We start from the raw sequence: 8,494 nt of genomic DNA on the forward strand, positions 1-8,494 counted from the left end.
TGAATCGGGCATCAGGCGTAGACGACCCCAAGCCCGCGCGGGCGAGCCGGACATTCGACACCAGATCGCCGACCCGGCGCTGTCCACGCCCGGCGGACATCGCACCCAGACCCGGCCAGCGGCGGCCGGTGGAACACCATCGCTGCCCTCGCACCGGATTGACCTCCATGGCGTCCCACCGGCGCCGGACCGACACCCGCACCCCGGAATCACCCGGCGCGGACGAACGCACCCGGACCACGTCAGGGCTGGGGGCGACCGTCCAAGGCGCAGGGATCAAGCCTGACCGCCCGAAGCCAGGGACGGTCGCCCCCAGCGCCCCGCCGCTCAGCGCAGGTCGTTGGCCTCGCGGATGACGGTGACGAGTTCGTCGATGATGCCGGTCAGCGCGAAGTCCTTCGGGGTGAAGACGCGGGCCACCCCGGCGGCCCGGAGCGCCTCGGCGTCCCCGGCGGGGATGATGCCGCCGACGACCACGGGCAGGTCACCCCGCCCCGCGGCCCGCAGGCCGTCCAGCACCGCCGGCACGGCCGCCAGGTGCGAGCCGGAGAGCACCGAGAGGCCGACCAGGTCGACGTCCTCCTCCACGGCCGCGGCGACGATCTGCCCGGCGGTCAGCCGGATGCCCTGGTAGACCACCTCGAAGCCGGCGTCGCGGGCGCGGACGGCGATCTGCTCGGCACCGTTGGAGTGCCCGTCCAGGCCGGGCTTGCCGACGAGCAGCCGCAGCCGGCCGCTGCCCAGCTCCTTCGCGGTCGCGACTACCCGCTCGCGGACGGCGGTCAGGGTGGCGTCGCCGCCGACGCCGGCCGCGCCGGTCAGCCCGGTCGGCGCCCGGTACTCGCCGAAGACCTGGCGTAGCGCGCCGGCCCACTCGCCGGTGGTCACCCCGGCCCGCACGCACTCCAGCGTCGCCGGCATCAGGTTCGTCGTGGTCGCGGCGTCCGCGCGGAGCCGGGCCAGGGCCGCGTCGACGGCCGCCGGGTCCCGACCGGCCCGCCATTCGCGTACGGAGGCGGTGGCCGCCGCCTCGACCGCCGGGTCGACCTGTTCGACCGCCTCGGCGCCGGCGGCGGTCAGCGGGGACGGCTCGGTCTCGGTGAAGCGGTTGACGCCCACCACCACGTCCGCGCCGGACTCCATCCGCCGCCGGCGGTCGGCCAGCGAGGCGACCAGGGCGCTCTTCAGGTAGCCGGTCTCCACGGCGGCCACCACGCCGCCCATCTCCAGCACCTTCTCCAGCTCAACCCGCGCCCCGGTGACGATCCCGTCGACCAGCGCGGTCATCACGTGCGAGCCCTCGAAGAGGTCGGGGTACTCCAGCAGGTCCGACTCGTACGCCAGCACCTGCTGCATCCGCAGCGACCACTGCTGGTCCCACGGGCGGGGCAGGCCGAGCGCCTCGTTCCAGGCGGGCAGCTGCACCGCGCGGGCCCGGGCGTCCCGTGAGAACGTCACGCCGAGCATCTCCAGCACGATGCGCTGGATATTGTTCTCCGGCTGCGCCTCGGTCAGACCCAGGGAGTTGACCTGGACGCCGTAGCGGAACCGGCGCTGCTTCGGGTTCTCCACGCCGTACCGCTCGCGGGTGATCTCGTCCCAGAGGGCGCCGAACGCGCGCATCTTGGCGATCTCCTCGACGAAGCGCACCCCGGCGTTGACGAAGAAGGAGATCCGCTGCACCACGTCGCCCATCCGCTCGGCCGGCAGCTGACCGGAGTCGCGCACCTCGTCGAGCACGGCGACCGCGGTGGCCAGGGCGAAGCCGACCTCCTGCACCGGCGTCGCGCCGGCCTCCTGGAGGTGGTACGAGCAGATGTTGACCGGGTTCCACTTCGGCATCTCGCGCAGCGTGTACGCGATGACGTCGGCGGTGAGCCGCAGCGATGCCGCCGGCGGGAAGATGTACGTCCCCCGGGACAGGTACTCCTTGATGATGTCGTTCTGCGTGGTCCCGCCGCAGCGGGCCAGCTCGGCGCCCTGCTCGGTGGCGACCGTGCCGTAGAGGGCGAGCAGCCACATCGCCGGCGCGTTGATGGTCATCGAGGTGTTCATGTCGGCGAGCGGGATGCCGTCGAAGAGGGCCCGCATGTCGCCGAGGTGCGCCACCGGCACGCCGACCCGGCCGACCTCGCCGGCGGCCAGCTCGTGGTCCGGGTCGTATCCGGTCTGGGTGGGCAGATCGAAGGCGACCGAGAGGCCGGTCTGCCCCTTCGCCAGGTTGCGGCGGAAGAGCGCGTTGGTGGCCGCGGCGGAGGAGTGCCCGGCGTACGTGCGCATCACCCAGGGGCGGTCGCGCTCCGGCAGCCGGCCCGGGAGAGCCTTCTCGTCCATGGCCGGAGTCTAAGTTACCGTTCAGTAAAACGGGCTGTGGAAAACCACACAGGTCCATGTCGCGGACGTCCGGGCGCAGAGCGCCCGACATGGCCCCGAACGCCACACCCCGGACTCCGCACGGTGGCGGCCAGGTCGCACACTGGACGGATGGATGACCAGCTCGCGATCTCCGTACGGGGACTGCGCAAGGCGTACGGCGACAACGTCGCGGTGGCGGGGGTGGACCTCGACGTCCACCGCGGTGAGGTGTTCGCCCTGCTCGGCCCGAACGGCGCGGGCAAGACGACCACGGTGGAGATCCTGGAGGGGTACCGGCAGCGCGACGCCGGCGAGGTCTCCGTGCTGGGCAGCGACCCGGCCCACCCCGACCCGCACTGGCGTTCCCGGGTCGGCATCGTGCTCCAAGGCACCGGCGAGTTCGACGAGCTGACCGTCACCGAGGTGGTTCGGCACTTCTCCGGCTTCTACCCGGACGCCGACGACCCGGTCAAGGTGATCGAACGGGTCGGGCTGGCCGGCAAGGCGGCAGCCCGTACGCACACCCTCTCCGGCGGGCAGAAGCGCCGGCTCGACGTGGCGCTGGGCATCATCGGGCGTCCGGAGCTGCTCTTCCTCGACGAGCCGACCACCGGTTTCGACCCGGAGGCCCGGCGCGAGTTCTGGGAGCTGATCCGGGATCTGGCCGCCGCCGGCACCACCATCGTGCTGACCACGCACTACCTGGACGAGGCGGAGTCGCTCGCCGACCGGGTCGGTGTCATCGCCGGTGGCCGGCTGGTCGAGGTGGCCCCGCCGAACCGGCTGGGCAACCGGCAGGACGCCCTCACCACGGTCTCCTGGCGTACCCCGGAAGGGAAGTTCGAGACCACGGAGAGCGCGACGCCGACGGCCCTGGTGGCGGAGCTGGCCGCGCGCTACGGCGGCGAGATCCCGGGCCTCACGGTGACCCGGCCGACCCTGGAAGACGTCTACCTGAAGATGATCGGACACTGATGACGACCACCACGAAGCCGGCGGCCCCGATCGCCGCGACCCCCGCCCGGCGGCTCGGGCCCGGTGCCCTCGCGCTGCGGCAGGGGCGGCTGGAGATCACCCAGTTCCTGCGCAGCCGGGAGTCCGTCGTCTTCACGATGGGCTTCCCGATCATCATGATCCTGATCTTCGCCGCGATCTTCAACGGCGAGATCGGCGGCGGGGTCAAGTTCACCCAGTACTTCATCACCGGCATGATCGCGACCGGCCTGATGACGGTGAGCTTCCAGAACCTCGGCATCTGGATCCCGATCGAGCGGGACCGGGGCGTGCTCAAGCGGTACCGGGGCACGCCGATGCCGAAGTGGGTGTACTTCGCCGGCAAGGTGATCATGGTGGTGGCGATCGGCGTCGCCGAGACCGCCCTGCTGCTGGTCGTCGCGGTGCTGCTGTTCGGTTTGAAGCTGCCCGACACCGCCACCAAGTGGCTGACCTTCGGCTGGGTCGCCGCGCTCGGCGTCACAGCCTGCACCCTCTGCGGCATTGCCATCTCCTCGCTGGCCCGGACCGCCCGCAGCGGCTCGGCGGTGGTCACCCCGGTGGCGCTGGTGCTCCAGTTCATCTCCGGGGTCTTCTTCGTCTTCACCGAGCTGCCGACCTGGATGCAGCAGGTGGCCGCGCTCTTCCCGCTGAAGTGGATGTGCCAGGGACTGCGCTCGGTCTTCCTGCCGGACAGCTTCGGCGCCCAGGAGCCGGGCGGCTCGTTCGAACTGGGCCGGGTCGCCCTGGTGCTGGCCGCCTGGTGCGTGATCGGCCTGCTGCTCTGCCTGACCACCTTCCGCTGGACCACCAGGCGCGACGGCTGACCGCGGTCCCCGGCCCGTCACCGCCGGTGGAACACTGTGCGACATGCACCACACCCTGACCCGGCGCCGGCTGCTGCTGGCCGGTGCCGGCACGGCCGCCGTCGCCGTGGTCGGCGGCCTCACCGCCCGGGAACTGTCCCAGCCCCGGCCGGAGTCGACACCCGCGCCACCCGACGCTCCGCCGGGTGACGAACGGCTGATCCGCATCGCGTCCGGCGCCCGGGGCCGCGAGGTGGACTTCTGGACGGCGGTCCCCGAGGGGTACGGCGACGGCCGGGGCCTGCCCGTCTGCCTGGTCCTGCACGGCGCGTCCGCCACGGCCCGGGACTTCGGGCGCCTCGGCCTGGCCCGCTTCCTCACCGACGCGGTACGCCGGGGCGCACCGCCGTTCGTGCTGGCCGGCCCCTCCGGTGGCCGGCTCTCCTGGCGTCGTTCGGGGCACGACGACCCGCAGCGGATGGTGCGGGAGGAGGTGCCGACCTGGTGCGCCCGGCGCGGCTTCGACATCGACCGGATGGCCGTGTGGGGCTGGTCGATGGGGGGCTTCGGGGCGCTGCTGCTCGCCGAGGCGTACCCGGGATGGTTGCGGACGGTGGCCGCCTTCTCCCCCGCGGTCCGGCCCGGCGACGCGGTCTTCGCCGGCGCCGACAAGCTGCGGGGCACCCCGGTCGGCCTGTGGTGCGGGCGGCAGGACAACTTTCTCCGCGACGTGCGCGCCCTGGCCCGGGCGCTGCCCGAGCCGCCGGTCCGCACCGCCTGGGCCGACGGCCGGCACAACTTCGCCTACTGGGGCACCGTCATCCCGGACGCCTTCGCCCTGCTGGGCGCGGCCCTCCGCCCGCCCCGCCCGTGACCCGTCGCGGGCGGCGGACGGGTCCCGCCCGACCGCCGCCCGCTCGCCGGACTCAGTACGTGTAGAAGCCCTTGCCGGTCTTGCGGCCCAGGTCGCCCGCGGTGACCATGCGCTGGAGCAGCTCCGGCGGGAAGAACTTCTCGTCGGCCGTGTCGGTGTAGATGTTCTTCGAGGCGTGCAGCAGCACGTCCACACCGGTCAGGTCGGTGGTGGCCAGCGGGCCCATGGCGTGGCCGAAGCCCAGCTTGCAGGCGGTGTCCAGGTCCTCCGCCGAGACCACGCCGGACTCGACCAGCTTGACCGCCTCGACGACCAGCGCGGCGATCAGCCGGGTGGTGACGAAGCCGGCGATGTCCCGGTTGACCACCACGACGGTCTTGCCGATCCCCTCAGCGAACGCCTTCGCCGTGGCCAGGGTCTCGTCGCTGGTCTTGTAGCCGCGGACCAGCTCGCAGAGCTTCATCATCGGCACCGGCGAGAAGAAGTGGGTGCCGACGACCGACTCCGGCCGCTCGGTCACCGCGGCGATCTGGGTGACCGGGATGGCCGAGGTGTTCGTGGCCAGCACCGCGTCGGACTTGCAGATCTTGTCCAGCGCGCGGAACACCTCGTGCTTGATCTCCAGCCGCTCGAAGACCGCCTCGACCACGATGTCCGCGTCGGCGACCGCCTCCAGGTCGGTGGTCGGGGTGATCCGCCCCAGCGCCGCCTCGACCTCGGACGCGTCGATGACGCCCTTGGCCGCGAACTTCTCCAGCGACTTCCGGATGCCGTCGACGCCCCGCTTCGTGGCCGCGTCGTCCAGGTCCCGCAGCGTCACCTGCCAGCCCGCCTGCGCCGCTACCTGGGCGATACCCGAGCCCATCAGCCCGGCACCGACGACCGCGAGTCGACCCGCCATCTGCTTCTCCCTCGCCTGAATGAGTACCTGCCAGCACCCTAGTCGGCGAGCCTGAACGACCGCTAAGCCGTCCGGCGGGTCAGATCTCCAGGGCCGGCTCGTCCGGGACCGTGCCGCGCTCGACCGCCACCCCGAGCGCCCGCAGGTCGGCCACGAAGTCCGGATAACCGCGGTCGACGTGGTGCACGTGGGAGACCTCGGTGACCCCGTCGGCGCATAGCCCGGCGATGATCAGACCGGCGCCGGCCCGGATGTCGGTGGCCCGGACCGGGGCACCGGAGAGCCGGTCCCGGCCGCGTACCACGGCGTGATGCCCGTCGGTCTTGATGTCCGCGCCGAGCCGCATCATCTCGTTGGCGAACATGAACCGGCCGTCGAAGATGTTCTCGGTGATCAGCGACGCACCGTCACTGACGGCGGCCAGCCCGATCGCCATCGGCAGCAGATCGGTGGCGAAGCCCGGGAACGGCAGGGTCACCACGTCCACCGCGGTCGGGCGGTCGTCCATCCGGACCCGGAAGGCGTCGCCACGGGTCTCCACCAGGCCACCGGCCGACACCAGCTTGTCCAGCGCGACCTCCAGGTAGGCCGGCTCGATGCCGGTGACCGTGACGTCCCCACGGGTCATCGCGGCGGCGAACGCCCACGTCCCCGCCACGATCCGGTCCCCCACCGTGGCGTGCCGGACCGGGTGCAGCTCGGGCACCCCGACGATGTGCAGGGTCGACGTGCCCTCCCCTTCGATGCGGGCGCCCATCCGGATCAGCATCGAGCAGATGTCGACGATCTCCGGCTCGCGCGCCGCGTTGTCGATCACCGTGCTGCCCCGGGCCAGCACCGCCGCCATCACCAGGTTCTCCGTGGCGCCGACGCTGGGGAAGTCCAGCACGATGTCCGCGCCGTGCAGGCCGTCCGGGGCGGACGCGATGACGAAGCCGTGCTCACCGGAGATGTCCGCGCCCATCCGGGTCAGGCCGGCGACGTGCATGTCCAGGCCGCGGGAGCCGATCGCGTCCCCGCCGGGATGGGCCACCCGGACGTACCCCCGGCGGGCCAGCAGCGGGCCGAGCACGCAGATGGAGGCGCGCAGCCGCCGGACCAGGTCGTAGTCGGCCTCCGCGCCGGGCCGTTCCGGCACGTCGATGACGACCGAGCGGGAGCGTTCGACCCCGCCGCGGGCCACCATCGGATCGACCGGGTCGTCGGCGCCGAACCGTACGCCGCAGCCGAGCCGGCGCAGCACCTCGCCCATGATGGCGATGTCCGTGATCCGGGGCACGTTGGTGATCACGCTGCGCCCGGGCGCCAGCAGCGCGGCCGCCATCAGCTTCAACGCGGAGTTCTTCGCCCCGACGACGTGGACCGTGCCGGCCAGCCGGGCGTCGCCGGGTACCCGGATGACGTCGACGTCGTTGACGGCCGGATCACCGGCGTCGCCCGGGCCCACCCCGGCCGGCCAGCCGGTCTGGTCCGGCCGTGCCGGGATGGTCAGGTCCGGTATCCGTAGGCTGTGCGTCATGGCCGTCCACCTCACGCGCATCTACACCAAGGCCGGCGACGCCGGCATGACCAGGCTGAGCAACAACGAGCAGGTGCCGAAGACCGATCCACGGATCGCCGCGTACGCGGACGTCGACGAGTGCAACGCGGCGATCGGCGTCGCGCTCGCGTTGGGACAGCTCGACGCCGAGCTGCGGGCAGTGCTGGGGTCGATCCAGAACGACATGTTCGACGTCGGCGCGGACCTGGCCACCCCGGTCGAGCCGGACCCGAAGTACCCGCCTCTGCGGGTCACCGAGGAGTACGTGGAGCGCCTCGAGGGCTGGTGCGACGAGTACAACGCACGCCTGAGCAAGCTCGACTCCTTCATCCTCCCCGGCGGCACCGCTGGCGCGGCACTGCTGCACGTGGCACGGACGATCGCCCGGCGCGCCGAGCGTGCGGCGTGGGCCCTGGTCGCGCACGACCCCGACCGGACCAGTCCCCTTCCGGCAAAGTATCTCAACCGGCTCTCCGATCTGCTCTTTATCCTGTCAAGAACGGCAAATCCGGACGGAGATGTGCTATGGGTGCCGGGCGGGAAGCGCTGACCGTGGGAGCCCTGCACCACGTCGAGATCTGGGTGCCGGACCTCGACGCGGCCCGGCGTAGCTGGGGCTGGCTCCTCGGCGAGCTGGGCTGGACGCCGTTCCAGGACTGGCCGGCCGGCCGGTCCTGGCGGCTCGGCCCGACCTACCTCGTGCTGGAGCAGTCCCCCGGGCTCTCCGGCCAGGTGCACGACCGGCGCGCGCCCGGGCTCAACCACCTGGCCTTCCACGCCGGCCCGCCGGTCGCGGTGGACGCCCTGGTCGCCGCCGCCTCCGAGCATGGCTGGGAGCTGCTCTTCCCCGACCGGCATCCGCAAGCGGGCGGGCCGGGGACGTACGCCGCCTACCTCGTTAACGGGCAGGGGTACGAGGTGGAGCTGGTCGCCGAGGTCGGCTGACGTCGGCGTGGTGAGGTCTCTTCGATACGCCGCTGGCCGGCACCCCGTGTCGGGGTGCCGGCCAACGGCGTGTTGTCTTC

The 8,494-nt window shown here is 72.3% G+C and carries 8 protein-coding genes; 5 read left to right on the forward strand and 3 right to left on the reverse strand.

Features of this window, described 5'->3' with window-relative positions; all coding sequences use genetic code 11:
- Positions 1-327: 327 nt before the first annotated feature.
- Complete coding sequence (locus tag I8N68_RS32025; protein ID WP_200216849.1) at positions 328-2,334, reverse strand: ethylmalonyl-CoA mutase; 2,007 nt, start codon at positions 2,332-2,334, stop codon at positions 328-330.
- 150 nt (positions 2,335-2,484) lie between these two features.
- Here I8N68_RS32025 and I8N68_RS32030 point away from each other — a divergent pair, with 150 nt between their 5' ends.
- The 3 genes from I8N68_RS32030 to I8N68_RS32040 are packed head-to-tail and all read left to right on the forward strand — an operon-like array spanning position 2,485 to position 5,028.
- A complete protein-coding gene (locus tag I8N68_RS32030) occupies positions 2,485-3,330 on the forward strand; it encodes an ABC transporter ATP-binding protein (RefSeq protein ID WP_200216850.1) in 846 nt (281 codons plus the stop codon).
- Positions 3,330-4,175: an ABC transporter permease gene (locus I8N68_RS32035; protein ID WP_200216851.1), complete on the forward strand. Its 846-nt coding sequence runs from the start codon at positions 3,330-3,332 to the stop codon at positions 4,173-4,175. Before I8N68_RS32030 ends, I8N68_RS32035 begins: the two co-directional genes overlap by 1 nt.
- A gap of 43 nt (positions 4,176-4,218) precedes the next feature.
- Positions 4,219-5,028: an alpha/beta hydrolase gene (locus I8N68_RS32040; RefSeq protein ID WP_200216852.1), complete on the forward strand. Its 810-nt coding sequence runs from the start codon at positions 4,219-4,221 to the stop codon at positions 5,026-5,028.
- Between the two features lie 52 nt (positions 5,029-5,080).
- On the opposite strand, the gene I8N68_RS32045 is transcribed toward I8N68_RS32040, so the two are convergent.
- Both I8N68_RS32045 and murA read right to left on the reverse strand, forming a co-directional pair.
- Positions 5,081-5,929 carry a 3-hydroxyacyl-CoA dehydrogenase family protein gene (locus I8N68_RS32045; protein WP_200216853.1) on the reverse strand — a complete coding sequence of 283 codons (849 nt, stop codon included), beginning with the start codon at positions 5,927-5,929 and terminating at the stop codon, positions 5,081-5,083.
- A 79-nt stretch (positions 5,930-6,008) separates the two neighbouring features.
- On the reverse strand, positions 6,009-7,448 hold the full coding sequence (murA, locus tag I8N68_RS32050) for a UDP-N-acetylglucosamine 1-carboxyvinyltransferase (protein WP_200216854.1): 1,440 nt from the start codon (positions 7,446-7,448) through the stop codon (positions 6,009-6,011).
- On the opposite strand from murA, the gene I8N68_RS32055 reads away from it, so the two are divergent.
- On the forward strand, positions 7,447-8,019 hold the full coding sequence (locus tag I8N68_RS32055; protein WP_200216855.1) for a cob(I)yrinic acid a,c-diamide adenosyltransferase: 573 nt from the start codon (positions 7,447-7,449) through the stop codon (positions 8,017-8,019). The genes murA and I8N68_RS32055 overlap by 2 nt on opposite strands.
- Entirely contained in the window at positions 7,995-8,414 is a 420-nt protein-coding gene (locus tag I8N68_RS32060; protein ID WP_200216856.1) for a VOC family protein, read from the forward strand. Before I8N68_RS32055 ends, I8N68_RS32060 begins: the two co-directional genes overlap by 25 nt.
- Positions 8,415-8,494: the final 80 nt, after the last annotated feature.

It is taken from the genome of Micromonospora coerulea, assembly GCF_016598485.1.
GTDB classification, from domain to species: Bacteria; Actinomycetota; Actinomycetes; order Mycobacteriales; family Micromonosporaceae; genus Micromonospora; species Micromonospora coerulea.